The organism is Streptococcus oralis (genome assembly GCF_001075875.1).
GTDB lineage: Bacteria > Bacillota > Bacilli > Lactobacillales > Streptococcaceae > Streptococcus > Streptococcus oralis_I.
In genome coordinates, this window is the sequence record NZ_JUOS01000071.1 from 1 (window position 1) to 237 (window position 237).

The 237-nt window shown below is 29.5% G+C and carries 1 protein-coding gene; it reads left to right on the forward strand.

The genetic code is table 11. The features are described 5' to 3' along the window. Positions 1 to 42: 42 nt before the first annotated feature. On the forward strand, positions 43 to 237 hold a 195-nt coding region (locus tag ADM33_RS04090), incomplete at its 3' end, for a hypothetical protein (protein WP_414716790.1).

A 237-nucleotide genomic window follows, 5' to 3' on the forward strand; every position in this document is an offset into this window, starting at 1 on the left:
AAAAAATTCAATGAGCCCCAAGATATTGCTTTATATTATACTATGGCTTTAACCAATCTAGCGACCAAACAAACTAACGCTGAAGAAATTGCTGAAATTGCTCAGAAAATTAAAGATATTTTCAAAAAATTCAATGAGCCCCAAGATATTGCTTTATATTATACTATGGCTTTATCCAATCTATCGACTAAACAAACTAAGGCTGAAGAAGTTAATGAAACTATTCAGAAAATTAAT